At 62.5% G+C, this 16326-nt stretch carries 10 protein-coding genes and 1 pseudogene; 8 read left to right on the forward strand and 3 right to left on the reverse strand.

Going from position 1 to position 16326, the window contains the following annotated elements; translation table 11 throughout:
- The 6 genes and pseudogenes from ptsP to CF161_RS13185 all read left to right on the forward strand — a co-directional run.
- Window positions 1–1076, forward strand: a 1076-nt coding sequence (gene ptsP, locus CF161_RS13165) for a phosphoenolpyruvate--protein phosphotransferase (protein WP_020297077.1), incomplete at its 5' end; no start/stop codon positions are given.
- Entirely contained in the window at window positions 1076–2017 is a 942-nt protein-coding gene (gene pfkB / locus CF161_RS13170; protein ID WP_020297078.1) for a 1-phosphofructokinase, read from the forward strand. The genes ptsP and pfkB, both read left to right, overlap by 1 nt.
- Before the next feature lie 11 nt (window positions 2018–2028).
- The gene (locus CF161_RS13175) at window positions 2029–3771 is read left to right on the forward strand and encodes a PTS fructose-like transporter subunit IIB (RefSeq protein WP_020297079.1); all 1743 of its coding nucleotides are present in this window, start codon (window positions 2029–2031) and stop codon (window positions 3769–3771) included.
- Window positions 3772–4453: 682 nt separating this feature from the next.
- A pseudogene (locus CF161_RS32230) lies at window positions 4454–4796 on the forward strand (DUF6124 family protein).
- A 282-nt stretch (window positions 4797–5078) separates the two neighbouring features.
- Window positions 5079–5480 (forward strand): hypothetical protein, encoded by a 402-nt coding sequence (locus CF161_RS32825; RefSeq protein WP_156882682.1) that lies wholly within the window; start codon window positions 5079–5081, stop codon window positions 5478–5480.
- A 718-nt stretch (window positions 5481–6198) separates the two neighbouring features.
- Window positions 6199–7740 carry an alkaline phosphatase gene (locus tag CF161_RS13185; protein WP_020297082.1) on the forward strand — a complete coding sequence of 514 codons (1542 nt, stop codon included), beginning with the start codon at window positions 6199–6201 and terminating at the stop codon, window positions 7738–7740.
- Between the two features lie 95 nt (window positions 7741–7835).
- On the opposite strand, the gene CF161_RS13190 is transcribed toward CF161_RS13185, so the two are convergent.
- Complete coding sequence (locus CF161_RS13190) at window positions 7836–10367, reverse strand: sulfite reductase flavoprotein subunit alpha (RefSeq protein ID WP_020297083.1); 2532 nt, start codon at window positions 10365–10367, stop codon at window positions 7836–7838.
- Window positions 10368–10559: 192 nt separating this feature from the next.
- Window positions 10560–12896, reverse strand: a complete 2337-nt coding sequence (locus CF161_RS13195; RefSeq protein ID WP_043229361.1) for a TonB-dependent siderophore receptor — start codon at window positions 12894–12896, stop codon at window positions 10560–10562.
- Window positions 12897–13101: 205 nt separating this feature from the next.
- Between CF161_RS13195 and CF161_RS13200 the strand changes: the two genes are divergently transcribed.
- Both CF161_RS13200 and CF161_RS13205 read left to right on the forward strand, forming a co-directional pair.
- Window positions 13102–13782 (forward strand): Fe2+-dependent dioxygenase, encoded by a 681-nt coding sequence (locus tag CF161_RS13200; RefSeq protein WP_020297085.1) that lies wholly within the window; start codon window positions 13102–13104, stop codon window positions 13780–13782.
- A 3-nt stretch (window positions 13783–13785) separates the two neighbouring features.
- Window positions 13786–14538 (forward strand): tetratricopeptide repeat protein, encoded by a 753-nt coding sequence (locus CF161_RS13205; protein WP_020297086.1) that lies wholly within the window; start codon window positions 13786–13788, stop codon window positions 14536–14538.
- A gap of 131 nt (window positions 14539–14669) precedes the next feature.
- Here CF161_RS13205 and CF161_RS13210 read toward each other — a convergent pair whose 3' ends face one another.
- Window positions 14670–15833 carry a type III PLP-dependent enzyme gene (locus CF161_RS13210; RefSeq protein ID WP_020297087.1) on the reverse strand — a complete coding sequence of 388 codons (1164 nt, stop codon included), beginning with the start codon at window positions 15831–15833 and terminating at the stop codon, window positions 14670–14672.
- Between the last annotated feature and the right edge of the window lie 493 nt (window positions 15834–16326).

Here is a 16326-nt window from a genome sequence, read left to right on the forward strand (position 1 = left end):
CGGGCGCGGCGGTGTTGCTGATCAAGCCCGGCACGCCGCTGCTGCTCGACGGCCAACGCGGGCGGCTGCATGTGGATGCCGACAGCAGCACCCTGCAACGGGCCGGCGAAGAGCGCGACAGCCGCGAGCAACGGCTCAAGGCCGCGGCCGAACAGCGCCATCAACTGGCCCACACCCGCGACGGCCATCACGTTGAGGTGTTCGCCAATATCGGTGAAAGCGCCGGCGTGATCAGCGCCGTGGAAAACGGCGCCGAAGGCATCGGCCTGCTGCGCACCGAACTGATTTTCATGGCCCACCCGCAAGCGCCGGATGAAGCCACCCAGGAAGCCGAATACCGCCGCGTGCTCGACGGCCTGGCCGGGCGTCCGCTGGTGGTGCGGACCCTGGATGTGGGCGGCGACAAACCGCTGCCGTACTGGCCGATCGCCAAGGAAGAAAACCCCTTCCTCGGCGTGCGCGGCATCCGCCTGACCCTGCAACGCCCGCAAATCATGGAAGCCCAGCTGCGCGCCCTGCTGCGCTCGGCCGACAACCGCCCGCTGCGGATCATGTTCCCCATGGTCGGTAGCGTCGACGAATGGCGCCAGGCCCGGGACATGACCGAGCGCCTGCGCCTGGAAATCCCAGTGGCCGACCTGCAACTGGGGATCATGATCGAAGTGCCTTCCGCCGCCTTGCTGGCGCCGGTCCTGGCCAAGGAAGTGGACTTCTTCAGCGTCGGCACCAATGACCTGACCCAGTACACCCTGGCCATCGACCGTGGCCATCCGACCCTGTCGGCCCAGGCCGATGGCCTGCACCCGGCGGTGCTGCAACTGATCGACATCACCGTGCGCGCCGCCCATGCCCATGGCAAATGGGTTGGGGTCTGCGGCGAACTGGCGGCCGATCCGCTGGCGGTGCCGGTGTTGGTCGGGCTCGGGGTGGATGAACTCAGCGTCTCCGGGCGCAGCATTGCCGAGGTCAAGGCACGCATTCGCGAGTTGAGCCTGAGCCAGGTCCAGGTCCTGGCACAGCAGGCCCTGGCCGTCGGCAGCGCGGATGACGTGCGCGCCCTCGTGGAGGCCCTGTAATGGCCAAGATCCTGACCCTGACCCTGAACCCGGCGCTGGACCTCACCGTGCAACTGGCGCGCCTGGAACCGGGGGCCGTCAACCGCAGCCAGGCCATGCACACCCATGCCGCCGGCAAGGGGGTGAACGTCGCCCAGGTACTGGCGGACCTCGGCCATCAACTGACCGTCAGCGGCTTTCTCGGCGCCGACAACCCACAAGCCTTCGAAGCGCTGTTTGCCCAGCGTGGATTTGTCGACGCCTTTATCCGCGTGCCGGGGCAGACCCGCAGCAACATCAAGCTGGCCGAAAGCGACGGCCGTGTGACCGACGTCAACGGCCCGGGGCCGGAGGTCGACGCGGCGGCGCAACACGCGTTGCTTGCGCGCCTGGAACAGATCGCCCCGGGCCATGACGCGGTGGTCGTTGCCGGCAGCCTGCCCCGTGGCGTCAGCCCGCAGTGGTTGCAGGCGCTGTTGGTACGGCTCAAGGGCCTGGGCTTGAAAGTCGCCCTGGACACCAGCGGCGACGCCCTGCGCGCCGGCCTGGCGGCGGGCCCCTGGCTGATCAAGCCGAACACTGAAGAATTGACCGAGGCCCTGCACAGCCCGGTGCTGTCGGTGGCTGAACAGGCGGCTGCGGCCCAGCGCCTGCATGCCCAGGGCGTGGAGCATGTGGTGATCTCCCACGGCGCCGATGGGGTCAATTGGTTCAGCTCGGCCCCGGCGTTGCAGGCCGTGCCGCCCAAGGTCAGCGTCGCCAGCACCGTGGGCGCCGGCGACTCGCTGCTGGCGGGGGTGCTGCATGGCCTGCTCAGCGGTCACAGCGCCGAACAGACACTGCGCCGCGCCACGGCGATCGCCGCCATGGCGGTCTCGCAAATCGGTTTTGGTATCAGCGATGCGGCGCAACTGGCGCAGCTCGAACAGGGCGTGCGCGTGCGCCCCCTGACAGAACAATAAGAGGGTTGGACATGAAGTTAGCCATTGTTACTGCCTGCCCCAACGGCATGGTCACCAGTGTGCTGTGCGCCCGGCTGCTTGACGCTGCGGCGCAGCGCCAGGGCTGGAGCACCAGCGTCGAAGTGCACGACGAGGCGCACCCTGAACGCCAACTCTCGGCGGCCACCCTGGAAGCGGCCGAGTGGGTGCTGGTGGTCAGCACCGGGCCGCTGGATATGGCGCGCTTTGTCGGCAAGCGGGTCTACCGCAGCACCCCGTCCCAGGCCTTGCAGGATGTGGACGCAGTGCTGCGCCGTGGCGCCGAAGAGGCCCAGCTGTACCGCGAGTCTGCTGCCAGCGTCGAGCCGGTTGCGACAGCCGCCGCCAGCGCGCCGCGCATCGTCGCGGTCACCGCCTGCCCGACCGGGGTCGCCCACACCTTTATGGCTGCTGAAGCCTTGCAGCAGGCGGCCAAACGCCTGGGTTACGAGTTGCAGGTTGAAACCCAGGGCTCGGTCGGCGCCCGTACCCCGTTGAGCGCCGAGGCCATCGCCCAGGCCGACGTGGTGCTGTTGGCGGCGGATATCGAAGTCGCCACCGAACGCTTTGCCGGCAAGAAAATCTACCGCTGCGGCACCGGCATCGCCCTCAAGCAAGCAGAGGCCACGCTGCACAAGGCCTTGGCCGAAGGCCAGGTGGAATCGGCCGCAGGCGGCGCCCAGGCGCCGGCTCGGCAAGAGAAGACCGGGGTCTACAAACACCTGCTGACCGGGGTCTCGTTCATGCTGCCGATGGTGGTGGCGGGCGGTTTGATGATCGCCCTGTCCTTTGTCTTCGGCATTACCGCGTTCAAGGAGCCGGGCACCCTGGCGGCGGCCTTGATGCAGATCGGCGGCGAGACCGCCTTCAAACTGATGGTGCCGCTGTTGGCGGGTTACATCGCCTACTCGATTGCCGACCGTCCGGGCCTGGCGCCGGGGATGATCGGCGGCTTGCTGGCCAGCACCCTGGGCGCGGGTTTTATCGGTGGCATCGTCGCCGGTTTCCTTGCCGGCTATGCGGCCAAGGCCCTCAGCCAATACGTGCGTTTGCCCCAGAGCCTGGAAGCGCTGAAACCGATTTTGATCATCCCGTTGTTCGCCAGCCTGTTTACCGGCCTGGTGATGATTTACGTGGTCGGCAAACCGGTGGCGGGCATGCTTTCGGCCCTGACCCAGTTCCTCGACAGCATGGGCACCACCAACGCCATCCTGCTGGGCGTGGTGCTGGGGGCGATGATGTGCGTCGACCTTGGCGGGCCGATCAACAAGGCGGCCTATGCGTTTTCGGTGGGGCTGCTGGCGTCCCAGAGTTATGCGCCGATGGCGGCGGCAATGGCCGCGGGCATGGTGCCGCCGATTGGCCTGGGAATCGCGACCTTTATTGCGCGGCGCAAGTTTGCCCAAAGCGAGCGTGAGGCGGGCAAGGCGGCGTTTGTGCTGGGGTTGTGCTTTATCTCCGAGGGGGCAATTCCGTTTGCCGCCAAGGACCCGTTGCGGGTGATTCCGGCGAGTATCGCCGGCGGCGCGTTGACCGGGGCGTTGTCGATGTATTTCGGCTGCAAGCTGATGGCGCCCCATGGCGGGTTGTTTGTGATGCTGATTCCGAATGCGATCAATCATGCGTTGTTGTATTTGCTGGCGATTGTGGCGGGGAGTTTGGTTACGGCGGTGGTGTATGCGGTGGTGAAGCGGCCCGAGGGTGGGGAGTTGGCTTTGGAGCCGGCTAAGGCTTGAGCCTTGTTTGAGGCGGCCCCTGGGTTTTTGCGGATGGGGTGCATTTCAACGGTGAGGGCTGATTATGGTTCCGCCCTTACGGCGAGTCCCTTTTGGCAAACGCCCGGGGTGCCGGCCCAGCCAAAAGGAACCCAAAAGTCTCGCCCCAAGCGTACGCCCCTCGCTGCGCTCGGGTTCCCTCGTTCCGGCGTCCCTCAGGGGGCATCGCTTCCAGCGACGTCCTCGACTGCGTCGAGGGGCGCTACGCACCAATCCCCTGATGAACACCACCACTCGGCCTGCCGAAGGGGCGGGTGGATCAACATCAAAAGCCCGGCGGCGCGGCCTACCGGCCGGCGCGTTTGGGCGATGGGTGGGGGTGTTTGGGGCGTTTTGGGTTTGGGCTGCTGTAGTCGCTGCCGCAGGCCGCGAACGACCGAGAAGCTGGCGTTGGGCGTTGATGTTTCCGAAGACATTTATCAGCGATGCAAGTCGGGAAAATCTCTTTCTTTTGTAAGGTAGGTCGGAGACATTCTTAGGCGCTTGTGACTGCATAATTTGCTGGCTAGTCTTCGGGACGTCACTGCAGTTTAGTGTCCGGGGTTAGCAGCCTGAGCTCAGGGATTTCGGTCACGTATCCAGTCAGTAGAGTTTCTACTTGTTCTGATAGGTTATGGCGACTCCATTCATTCGGAGGAGCTTCATGAAACGTTCAAATTCGACCTCTCATCTCTCGCGTGCTCGTCGTTTATGCGATTTCAAGCACGATGCCGCCAACCACGCAGTGCTCAAAGCCCTTAAAGAAACAGTCAGCACGCCCATTAGCGCTGGTTCCCCCTTCACCGTCCGCCCCGGCATCAGCGCTGAGGAAGCCTTGCTCCACGTTTCCATGCTGCTCAAAGCCGCCGAGGAGGTGTCCGACGAGATCACCGAACACGCCAGCGGCATCGAGCGCGGCCTGATCTGGTCCCATGGTGCATGCAGTGGAAATGGCCCGTGGCGTGGTAGATGCCTTGCTTGATGGCAATCGCCACTCTCCCGGTTGATGTAAAGAGTACCGATTGTGGCGAGGTGCTCGCACAGGCAGCCCGCTTGTTGTGGCGAGGGAGCTTGCTCCCGCTGGCGCGCATAGCGCGACCATGTCCAACCGCCGCAGCCTGTCAGACACCCCTCGCGCTCAGAGAGGGATTACCGCCGTTGCGCTGTTGAGCAGGGCAAGCCCCCTCACCAGCGCCACGGCTTAATTTTTAAGCCCTCTTTAATGATGGGAACCACAAAGGTCAGTTCGTAAGGTTTAATGGTGCAGAAAATAACGATGGAGAAAAATAATGATTTCTCAAAAAATTCTAAGTGCCGGAATAGTTATTGGAATGTTCCTGTCGGGCTTGACTTGTGCTGATGGAAAGTCGGACTTTGAATTTATGGATTATCAATGTACTGGTGATGAGTCAGGTCAGAGTTATTTTACTTCTGAGTGGAGGGCGGGCAGGCAGGCAGTGAGGGTGAATTCTACTATGAACTGTGCTTTTTCGGCACAGGCGCCAGAGTATGAGATTAAAGATAAAGGAATAGTATTTAAATATAGAACTACTGCTGTGGAAAAAGGAGCTTTTGCAGCCTGCGAATGTTCCCATCGAATAGTTTTCAATCTAAAAATTGATGAAGGATTTTCTGTGCGCGTATATCAGGATGGATCAGAGTTGCCAGAAAAACAGATGGGTGTTAATTAGAAGTCGAATGCGATGTGGTTTAGCACTTTGGGAGGGGGCTAGAGGGGGCAGGTGAGGTAACTACGTTTAATCGACGGATGTGGTTGGGCTTTGCTATCGCGCCTTTGCTACCCTCGGTATTGTTCTTGTTAGTATTCAATTTTTCCGATCTAAGGCAGGCGGCTTTTCTTCTATTTTTTTCTATTTCGTTTAGCTATTTACCATGTTTGCTATTTGGGGTTCCTCTTGTAGTTTTTCTGCGAAACAGGGATTTATTGAGCATTGCCATGATGTTTTTATGCGGGTCATTGCTGGGTGTTGTCATGTTTTGTGTATTTGGATTCTTTTTTTCTATGCTGCTGGGTTCGTTCAAGGACGTTATTCCAGAGTTGAGAGAAGTTGTGGTGGGGGGGGCTTGCTGGGTGCTTTGGTGGCCATATTGTTTAGCTTGATAGCTGGTTTTCCACTGCTCAACTCAAAGGATCGATGAACAAGTTTAAGTGTGGGGTATCCCAGGCGACGCTTGAATAGTTAAATTTAGTAGAGGCTGCAGTTGTTTAGCTTCGGATGGTCAGGGCGGCTCGGCGCGGAGCATCTGCGGATGCGCCGGTTGCTTGAGGCCGGTTTTGCTAGTCCGCGTTGAGCTGCCACCCTGCATTGCGGCCGTATGTCCTTGCTGTCACACCCTCTTCATCCCCACTGACTAAGGTTGCCTTTTGACCATTGTCAGGGAATCACCATGAGCGAGTTCAACCTCGGCCGTCGTCGGATCATGCAAATCGCCGGGGCGGGGCTGTTGCTGCCGAGCCTGGCGCCGGCGGTGATTGCCTCGGTCAAGGATCGGCCGCAGCTCACCGATGGGGTGCAGTCCGGGGATCTGCTGGGGGATCGGGCCATGATCTGGAGCCGCACGGATCGCCCGGCACGGATGGTGGTGGAGTGGGACACGCGAAGCCTGTTCGGCAACCCCCGGCGGTTCATCTCGCCCCTGGCCGATGCGCGGACGGACTTCACGGCGCGGGTGGAGTTGACTGGGCTGCCGGCCAACCAGGCGATCTTTTATCGGGTGACTTTCGAGGACGCCCAGTCCGGCGTGGCCAGCGAACCCTGGTTCGGCCACTTGCGCAGTGCGCCAGCGCAACGCCGGGATATCCGTTTTGTCTGGAGCGGTGACACGGTGGGCCAGGGCTTTGGTATCAACCCGGATATCGGTGGCATGCGCATCTACGAAGCCATGCGCCTGCGCTTGCCGGACTTCTTTATCCACAGCGGCGACACCATCTACGCCGACGGCCCGGTGCCGGCGCAATTGACCGTGGAAGACGGGCGCATCTGGCGCAACCTCACCACCGAGGCCAAGAGCAAGGTGGCCGAGACCCTCGACGAGTACCGGGGCAATTACCGCTACAACCTGATGGACGAGAACCTGCGCCGCTTCAACGCCGAGGTGCCGCAGATCTGGCAGTGGGACGACCACGAGGTGGTCAACAACTGGTCGCCTGGCAAGCAGCTGGACGAACGTTATGCGGTCAAGGACATCCAGACCCTGGTGGGCCGCGCGCGCCAGGCATGGCTGGAGTATTCGCCAATGCGTCGGCAGAGCGCCGATGGCGGCGGGCGGATTTACCGCAAGCTCAGCTATGGGCCGTTGCTGGATGTGTTCGTGCTGGACATGCGCAGTTATCGCGGCGCCAACGATGACAACCTCGGTGGCGAAAAACCGTTCCTTGGCCGTGAACAGCTGGATTGGCTGAAGCGCGAACTCAAGGATTCTTCGGCCCAGTGGAAAGTGGTGGCGGCGGACATGCCCATTGGCCTCGGCGTGCCCGATGGTGAGGTCAGCCCCGGGGTGGCGCGCTGGGAGGCCGTTGCCAACGGCGACCCGGGACCGGCCCAGGGGCGTGAGCTGGAGATCGCCGAATTGCTGGCGTATCTGCGCAAGCATCAGGTCCGCAACCATGTGTGGTTGACGGCGGACGTGCATTACTGCGCGGCCCACCATTACCACCCGGATCGCGCGGCATTTCAGGACTTCGAGCCATTCTGGGAGTTTGTCGCCGGCCCGCTGAATGCCGGGAGTTTCGGGCCCAATGTGCTGGACAAGACCTTCGGTCCCGAAGTGGTGTTTCAGAAGGCGCCGCCAGCGCAGAACACTTCGCCCTTTGCCGGCTTCCAGTTCTTTGGCGAAGTGCAGATCGATGGGCAAACGGCAGAGCTGAAGGTGATCCTGCGGGACCTGGATGGCGTGGCGGTGTACGAGCACAACCTGCAACCGGTGTAACCATCCCCGCCAACGCCCCGTCCTGTAGGAGCCGGCTTGCCGGCGAAGAGGCCCTTGAGTCTTGCGCCGTTCTGGCGGGCGAAGGGCCTGACGCCTCAGTAAACGTCCCGCCGATAGCGCCCTTGCTCGATCAGGCGTTCCACGGCTTCAGCCCCCAGTACCTCGTTGAGCACGTGGTCGACGCCTGAGGCCATGCCTTGCAGGCTGCCGCAGATGTAGATCGCGGCGCCGTCGGCCAGCCATTTTTTCAGTTCCGGCGCGGCGTCGCGCAGGCGGTCCTGGACGTAGATTTTTTGCGCCTGGTCGCGGGAGAAGGCCAGGTCGAGGCGCGCCAGGTCGCCACCGGTCAGCCATTCCTGAAGTTCATCCTTGCAGTAGAAATCATGCTCGGCATTGCGCTCGCCGAAGAGCAGCCAGTTGCGTTGCTGGCCGTCGGCGATTCGCGCCTTGAGCAGGCTGCGCAAGCCGGCGAGGCCGGTGCCGTTGCCCAGCAGGATCAACGGGCAGGGTTCGACCGGCAGGTGGAAGCCGCTGTTGCGCCGCACCCGCAGGCTGATGGCCGAGCCCACGGCCGCGTGTTCGGTGAGCCAGCCGGAGCCCAGGCCCAGGCTGCCGTCGGGGTGGCGCTCCTGGCGCACCAGCAACTCCAGCACGCCGTCGCTGGCGATCGAGGCAATGGAGTATTCGCGCTGGGTCACCGGCACCAGGGCATCCACCAGGGCCTGGGCGTGCAGGCCCACCAGGTGGCTGCGGTTTTCCGTCAGTTGGCGGTTGGCCAGGGCCTGGGACAGGGGTTCCTGCAGGCCGTCGATCTGTACCTTGCTCTCGCCATCCAGGCCCAGGCCGCTCAGGAAGAATTCCACGGCCCAGGGGCTGTTGCGTGGCATCACTTCCACCAGGTCGCCGGCCAGCCAACTGCTGGCGCTGGGCGCCGTGAGCCCCAGCAGGTAGACGCCGGAGCCACTGCTTTGGGGGTTGAGCAGCTCGCGCCGGGTCAGGGTCCAGTTGTCGAAGGCCGGAGCCTGCCACAGGTCCACCGGCGCTTGCCCGGTCAATTGCCCGAGTTGTTGCTGCCAGTGGCGCAGGGCGTAGCTGTCGCCGCTGTCGACTTCGATCGGGGCGAACAGGGTGTTGCCGCCGTGCTCCATCAGCCAGCCGTGCAGGCGCCGGGCGAAGCCGCAGAAGTGTTGATACTGGCGGTCGCCCAGGCCCAGCACCGCGTAGTTCAGGTGGTCCAGCGACAGCGTGCGGCCCAGCACCTTGCGTTCGAAACCGCGGGCGCTGTCCGGCGCTTCGCCGTCGCCAAAGGTGCTGACCACGAACAGGGCATTGCTCGCACCTTGCAGGTCGTGTTCGCTGATGCTGGCCAGGGGCTGGACGTTCACCGGCAGCCCGGCGGCCTGCAATTGCCCGGCGGTCTGCCAGGCCAGTTGTTCGGCAAAACCGCTCTGGCTGGCAAAACCGATCAGCCACGCGGCGCTGTCGTCGCTGGTGCTGGCCAGGCCTTTGCGGGCCTCCTTGATCTGGCGTTTTTTACGTCGACGGTCCAGGTACAGCAGCCAGCCGGTAATAAAGAACAACGGCATCAGCACCGAAGCCACGGCGAGGATGATGCGCCCGGCCAGGCCGAAATAGCTGCCGACGTGCAGGGCGTAGATGCTGGTCAGCAGCTGCGCTTTAAAGCTCTTGTCGGCGTAGCGCTCATGCAGGCTGACCGCGCCGGTGGCCGGGTCGATCTGCAACTGGTTCAGCGCGCGCTCGTGGGGCGAGGTCTTGAGCAGGTAGTAGACCGTGGCGGGTTGCCCGGCCACTGGCGGCATGCGGATGTTGTAGGCGTCGAGGTCTTTGCCGGCATTGCTGTAGATACTGCTCCACAGGGCGTTGTAGTCGGCCACCGGGGCCTGGCCCTTGGGCGGCGGCGCACCACGGCCGCCGCGCTTGCGCTCGCTGTGGGGCGTGTCGGAGAGCAGTTTGTTCAGGCCGTTGCTGTACCACTCGTAGGACCACGACAACCCGGTCAGCGCCGCCAGCAGGTACACCGCCAGGCACCAGGTGCCGGCCACGGCGTGCAGGTCCCAGTTGAAGCCCCGGCCTTTCTTGGCCCAGTCCAGGGTCAGCCAGGCACGCCAGTTGCCGACTTGGCGCGGCCAGCGCAGGTACAGGCCGGACAGGCAGAAGAAAATCAGGATCAGGGTGCAGGCACCGGTGATTTGCCGGCCGGTATCGCCCATGGCCAGGAACCGGTGCAGTTGCATCATCAGGCCGAAGAAGTCCTGGCCCACGGCGTCGCCCAGAAACTCGCCGGTGTAGGGGTCGAAGTAGCGCATCTGGCCACGGCGTTCACCCGGCGGCGGGGTGAAGAACACCCGCGCGGCATTGCCGCTGTCGGTCTCGACCCAGAGCATGGACACGGTCTTGCCTTCGGCTGCCTCGACCTTGGCCACCAGCTCGGCCGGTGGCAGCACGCCGGCAGGGCGTTTCTCGACCTGCAGCACCGAGGGGTTCATGAGCCGCAGGATTTCGTCCTGAAACGACATGCTCGCGCCAGTGATGCCCATCAGGGCCAGAACCAGACCCGCGCTGATACCGAAGAACCAGTGCAGCTGGAACAGGGTTTTCTTCAACACATCGACCTGCCTTGTTGCTCAAAAGTAAGAAACACGGCGCGCATTATGCCGTGAGTTGTCGAGAAGCATTCTTTTTTACACACAAAAACCCCACACATTGCCATGTGTGGGGTTTCTGCCTCTGGCCGAGTCTGCAGGCCAGGGAACCCGAGTGAACTCACGGCCCTGGTGCAGCCTGCGGCAGCGCTTACATCAGAAGTGAACGTTGGTGCTGAGCAGCGCGGTGCGCCCCGCCGCCTGGTTGGCGAAGTGGGTGCTGAACGCTTTGTCGTAATAGGTTTCGTTGGTCAGGTTTTGCACGTTGAGTTGCAGGTCGACATTCTTGGTCAGCTTGTAGGCGGCCATGGCGTCGTAGCGCACGTAGGAATCGACCATGGTGGTGTTGGCCACGCTGCCGAAGACGTCGTCGACATAGAACGCGCCGCCGCCGACGGTCAGTTTTGGCGTCAGGCTGTAAGTGGTCCACAGGCTGGCGCTGTTTTTCGGCGTGTTGGGCAGTTGGTTGCCATCGTTGGCCTTGCCCAGGGGGCCGCCGTCGATTTGCTTGCCGTCCAGGTAGCTGTAGCCGGCGAACACCTGCCATTTGTCGGTGAGCTTGCCGCTGGCCGACAGTTCCAGGCCATCGACGCGGGTGGTGCCGACGTTCTCGTAGGAGGTGGTGTCGACCTGGACCCGGGCGTTTTCCTTCTCGGTGCGGAAGATGGCGGCGGTCAACGACAAGCGATCATTGAGCAGGTCCCACTTGGTGCCCAGTTCGTAGTTCTTGGTGGTTTCCGGCTCCATGTCGCTGCTGAGCACGTTACGGCTGCGGTCGGTGGTGCCGCCCAGCGGGTTGCCTTCCTGGCCTTCGCCCAGGGTCGCGCCCGGCGGAGTGGCCGAGGTGGCGTAGGAGGCATAGATGCTGCCGTGCTCGGTGGGTTTCCACACCAGGCCGAACTGACCGGTGATGAACTCGCTGGTGTCCTTGCCTTTGGCCGGCACGCCGTTGTTGACCACGGTGGCACCGGCGTTGTCGTAGGTGCGGTATTGCGTGTCGAAGTGGTCGTAGCGCAGGCCCATGTTCACCAGCCACTGCGGCGACAGTTCCAGGGTGTCGAACACGTACAGCGCGCGGGTGTTGCTGGAGGTGTCGGTGCCGGCGTAGTTGCGCGAGATCGCGCCATTCCACGGGTCATCCGGGTTCGGGTTGCTCAACGAGGTGCAGTTGTAGTTGCTGGGCAGCCCGATGCTGCCCGGGGTGCAGAGGCTGGGGTTGCCGGCGACCAGCGGAGTGGTTTCGGTGTCGACGTTGTACGAGGATTTTTTGCTTTCCTCGTGGCTGAACTCGATGCCGGTGGCGAAGCTGTTCTTGAACCCGGCCACATAGAAGTCACCGAACAGGTCGGTCTGGTTGGTGGTGGTGGCGGTGTTGCTCACCCGGGTGTTGGCCCGGCGCCATACGCTGCCGTTGTTGACGTTGCGCTGGCTGTCGTCGGGCTGGGTGAGGATGTAGTCCTGCATGCTGGTGCCGTGACGCAGGGTGTTCTTGATGGTCAGGGCGTCGCTCAGGTCGTGCTCGATGGCGAAGGTCGCGGTGTCGACCCGGCTCTTGCGGAAGTCACGATCGGTCAGGCCATAGAAGTTGCTGCTGTCGCCCCCGGCGTAGGGTTTGTCCGGGTTGCTTTTGGTCCGCGCGTTGCCACCCCCGGCCGGGATGGTGTACGGGATGCCCGAATCCGGCAGGTCGTCGCTTTGCAGGTGGTAGTAGTCGAGGTTGACCCGGGTGTCGGTGCCCAGGCCAAAGGCCAGGGACGGGGCGATGCCCCAGCGGTCGTAGTTGACCTTGTCGCGCCCGGCGACGTTGCTTTCGTGGCTCATCAGGTTCAGGCGGCCGGCGGCGCTGTCGCTGAACTGGTAGTTGCCGTCCAGGGTGTAGCGCTGGGTCTGGTCCGAACCCCAGGTGAATCCGCCGTCGAAGCTGTTGCCCAGGTGGGCTTTCTTGCTCACCAGGTTGATGCTGCCGCCTGCGGCGCCACGGCCGCCGATGGCCGAGTTCGGGCCTTTGCTGACTTCAATTGATTCCACGGCGAAGATTTCGCGGCTCTGGGAGCCGGTGTCGCGCACGCCGTCCAGGTAGGTGTCGCCCTGGGCGTCGAAGCCGCGGATAAACGGACGGTCACCTTGCGGGTTGCCACCTTCGCCGGCACCGAAGGTGATGCCGGGCACGGTGCGCAGCGCATCCTGCATGGAGAGGGCGCCGGTGTCCTTGAGCACTTGCTGCGGAATCACGGTGATCGAGCGCGGGGTGTCGATCAGCGGTGCGGTGTACTTGGGCGAGGAGGCTTTTTCGACCTGGTAGGAGGTGGGCTCCTGGGCTTCGCCGGTGATGGCGGTGGCGTCCAGGGAAATGGCATTGCCCGAGGTTTTCTTGTGGGTGTCTTCAGCCGCCTGGGCCAGATGGGCCGCAGAGCCGGCGCTGAGCGCCACGCCAATTGCAGAGGCAAGCAGACGCGGTGAACTGACAGCAGAAAGTGGTAGTTGGCGTGACATTTTATTCCCCTCCCCAAGGATTTGAGGCCGCGGAATATAGGAGAAACAAGTATCTGTATCAATTGCGAAATGTTTCCATTCGCACTAAATTTACATTCTTTACAATTTCCCTTTACGGTTTTTACGAACTCATTCGTCATGCCGGTTTTACAGCGCCAATAAGAATCAATATCATCGCTGATCCTCGACCTTCAGGTACCTCGCCATGCTGCTGCACATTCCCGGCCTGTTCACTCGCGAAGAAGTGCTGCGCATCCGCCAGGCCCTGGAGCAGGCTGACTGGGCAGACGGCAAGATCACCGCCGGTTACCAGTCGGCCAAGGCCAAGCACAACCTGCAATTGCCCGAAGGCCACCCTCTGGCCAAGGAGATCGGCGCAGCGATGCTCGAGCGGCTGTGGAGCAACCCGATGTTTATGTCGGCCGCGCTGCCGCACAAGGTGTTCCCGCCGCTGCTCAACTGCTACAGCGCCGGTGGCAGTTTCGATTTTCATATCGACAACGCGGTGCGCCAGCCCAAGGGCAGCCCCGAGCGGGTGCGCACTGACCTGTCGTCGACCCTGTTTTTCAGCGACCCCGAGGATTACGACGGCGGTGAACTGGTGATCCAGGACACCTTCGGCACCCAGCAGGTCAAGCTGCCGGCTGGGGATATGGTGCTGTACCCCGGCACCAGCCTGCACAAGGTCAACCCGGTGACCCGGGGTGCCCGCTACGCCTCCTTCTTCTGGACCCAGAGCCTGGTGCGTGAAGACAGCCAGCGTGCGCTGCTGTTCGAGATGGACGGGGCGATCCAGGCGCTGACCCGGGACGTGCCCGATCATCCGTCGCTGATTCGCCTGACCGGCACCTATCACAACCTGTTGCGACGCTGGGTCGAGGTGTAGGCCGTGAGTTATCAACTGCGGCGCGAGGAAGTCCTCGACGGCGAGCAACTGCGCGCCATGCTCGATCACAGCCCGGCCCGCGCGGCCCAGGCGGTGCTGATCGCGGCCAAGGCCGAGGTGCTCGACGCCCAGGCGTTGCTCGGGCAGATCCTGCTCGACGGCTTGGGCATCGAGCAGGATCAGGCGCTTGCCGTGCGCTGGTTTGAAATCGCGGCCCGGCGTGGGCACCTGATGGCGCGCAATATGCTCGGGCGTTGCGCGGAGCATGGCTGGGGCTGTCCTGCCGACCTGTTGGCGGCTGCCGGCCATTATCGCCAGGCGGCGGATGCCGGGCTGGACTGGGGCCTGTACAACTACGCCAACCTGCTGGCCACCGGGCGCGGGGTGGCGCAGGACCAGGCGCAGGCGTTGGCCTGTTATCGCCGGGCCGCGGAGCTGGGGCATGCCAAATCCATGAACCTGCTGGGGCGGTATCTGGAAGAAGGGATTGTCTGCCCGGCCGACCCGGAACTGGCCCGAGACTGGTACCGGCGCTCGGCCGAAGGCGGCGATTTTCGCGGGCAGTTCAGCTACGCGGCGGTGCTGGCCGACGCCGGTCGTATCGACGACGCCCTGCATTGGCTGCGCCAGGCCCTGGCGGGCGGCAACCTGAAATTCCTCAGCGTCGCCCACCGCGCCTTGCTCAGCGCCACCCACCCGCAAATCCGCGCCCTGGCCACCCAATACCAACAACGCGCCGCACAGCTAAGCCCTTAGCCGGCCAGGCTGCGCTGGCCCGATTAGGCGCTGAGGATCTGGCAGGCGGCGCCTGTGCCAGGCAAAAAAAAGCCCATGTCGACGCATGGGCTCTTCTCTTGCAGCTTGCCGCTTAAAGCTCGCGACTGCTCTTAAACATAAAACGATTTCAACGGCGGGAAGCCATTGAATTCCACCGCGCTGTAGCTGGTGGTGTAGGCGCCGGTGGACAGCCAGTACAGGCGGTCGCCGATGGCCAGGTTCAGGGGCAGGCCGTACTTGTAGTTCTCGTACATGATGTCGGCGCTGTCACAGGTCGGGCCGGCGATGACCACTTCTTCCATCTCGCCTTTCTTCTCGGTCCAGATCGGGAACTTGATGGCTTCGTCCATGGTTTCGATCAGGCCGGAGAACTTGCCCACATCCGTGTACACCCAACGCTCGACGGCGGTACGGGATTTACGGGCCACCAACACCACTTCACTGACCAGGATCCCGGCGTTGGCGATCAACGAACGGCCTGGCTCGAGGATGATTTCCGGCAGTTCGTCACCGAAGTCTTCCTTGAGGAAGCGGATGATTTCTTCAGCGTAGGTTTCCAGGCTGTTGGTGCGGGTGATGTAGTTGGCCGGGAAGCCACCGCCCATGTTGATCAGCTTGAGGTGGATGCCGTCTTCTTCTTTCAGGCGCTCGAAGATCACTTTGACCTTGGCGATCGCTGCGTCCCAGACGCTGATATCACGCTGTTGCGAACCCACGTGGAACGAGATGCCGTAAGGCACCAGGCCCAGGTCACGGGCCAGGATCAGCAGGTCCATGGCCATGTCGGTCTGGCAGCCGAATTTACGCGACAGGGGCCAGTCAGCCGTGGTCGAGCCTTCGGTCAGGATCCGCACATAGATTTTCGAGCCCGGTGCGGCCTTGGCGATGTTGCGCAGGTCGGCTTCGGAGTCGGTGGAGAACAGACGCACGCCCTTCTCGTAGAAGTAGCGGATGTCCTTGGATTTCTTGATGGTGTTGCCGTAGCTGATACGGTCGGCGCTGACGCCGCGGTCCATGACCTTGTCCAGCTCGTAGATCGAGGCGATGTCGAAGCTCGAACCCTTGTCTTTCAACAGGTCGATGATCTCCACCGCCGGGTTGGCCTTGACCGCGTAATACACCTTGGCGAATTCGAAACCGGCGCGCAGGTCATCGTAGGCCTGGCTGATCATCGCGGTGTCGATCACCACGAACGGGGTTTCTTGCTTGTCGGCGAACGCCTTCATTTTGTCAAAAGTGGCGCGCGCGAAATAGTCTTCGACGTTGATCGACATGCTGGGAACTCCTAAGGGCAAACTGAAATTAACAATGGGTGCAAATGAACGTCCTCCGTATCCCCACTTTGGTTCGCCTACTTCCCAAGGCATGTCGCCGAAAGCAAAAAGGCCATGGGGCGCTGCCCTTGGCCTTGCTGTCTCGTCGTCAGTACTTGAGCCGGATGGATCGTTTCCAGCATGGACGTTCGGCGCGAACTTTAGGGCGTGAGGGGCCTGAGATCAACTAAAAATGTCGCGTTTTTGCACGCTTCTGACATGCGTAACCGATATCACTCTTTGTAGCCGACCGAGATGACGGACAGATGTTCCCCGGGATTTTTACGGTGTTAAAAATACCTGCACGTTCGAAGCTTTTGTGCCCTAAGTCGCAGGCAAGTGTGATGGCGTCAACATCGGCGACGTTGGCGGCGAGAGGGGGGCGTGAGGCGTATTTTGGCTGTTTTGCAAGGTGCGCTCGGTCTGTTTTCACAGGGGGCGCTGTTGATATTTT

This window comes from Pseudomonas sp. CF161, assembly GCF_000416215.1.
Lineage (GTDB): Bacteria > Pseudomonadota > Gammaproteobacteria > Pseudomonadales > Pseudomonadaceae > Aquipseudomonas.